General features: G+C 34.9%; 1 protein-coding gene. It reads left to right on the top strand.

Going from position 1 to position 1,006, the window contains the following annotated elements:
- Nucleotides 1-1,006, top strand: a 1,006-nt coding sequence (locus BZK14_RS08700) for a helicase-related protein (RefSeq protein ID WP_281249116.1), incomplete at both ends; no start/stop codon positions are given.

The raw sequence follows: 1,006 nt of genomic DNA, 5'->3' as shown, positions 1-1,006 counted from the left end.
CAATGATGACACTACAAGTACCAAATGCTTTAAGTGATGTTATTGGATACCATTTCAGTGCTTTAATTGTGGTTGGACAAGATAAAGAATTAGAGTTTATGGCCAATGTTATTAAGCCGATACTTAATCAATTAGCAGAGGATTGCAAGATTCTATCTTTAACAGGGTTTCATGAGATTGAAAAAACTGTCAAAGATGAGACTGTTAAGGAAATTGTTATTGAAGTGGAGCCAGAAAGTAAGGTGGAAGCGGAGCCTGCATTTGGATTTATAGTTGAAGCAGAATCTATCACAGCTGAAGAGGCTAATATTTCTGTTGATAAACCCATTGATGATATTAAAAATATAAGTGAGATATCGGCTGAATCTTCAATGGAAGAGCATCATATAGTATTGGTGGATCGCAATTATAAACGTTCATATTTACGTAATCGCTTAAAAGGATCTGAAAAAAAGACCCTGATTATTACACGAACTAGGCATAATGCTCATCGACTAGAAGAGTATTTGTATCAAGGAAAGGTACGTTCACGAATTTTACATGCAAATTTATCAGATGAAGCTAAGGATAAAGTTATTGAACGCTTTGTTTCGGGAGATTTATCTGTTTTGTTATTGCCAGAAGCAGTTGCTCAAACTGTTGAGCTTGCAGGTGTAACAGATATTATATTTTTTGATTTACCAGATGTTGGATTAGAATTTAAAGAGCGTATTGCTGTGATTGGCGAACGTTTTAATGTTCAAAGTACATCCTCAATCGTGACATTAGATGAAATTCCTTGGGTTGAGTCTATGGAGCAAGAATTAAAATGGACTTTACCTAAGATCCAACCAGCACCACCACAGCGATCACACAATATTCTTCGAATTAAAAATCGCAATAATAAGGATAAGCCTGAAAAAACTGAAAAACGCGTGGGCGTGAATCGTGGTTTACGTAAATTAGGTGGTAAAAATAATAATCAGCAACAGAAGAAACGTAATAATTTTACAAATAAGCAGATGAA

The organism is Wohlfahrtiimonas larvae (assembly GCF_002006755.1).
Taxonomy (GTDB): Bacteria; Pseudomonadota; Gammaproteobacteria; order Cardiobacteriales; family Wohlfahrtiimonadaceae; genus Wohlfahrtiimonas; species Wohlfahrtiimonas larvae.
This window is presented reverse-complemented; position numbering and strand designations above follow the sequence as displayed.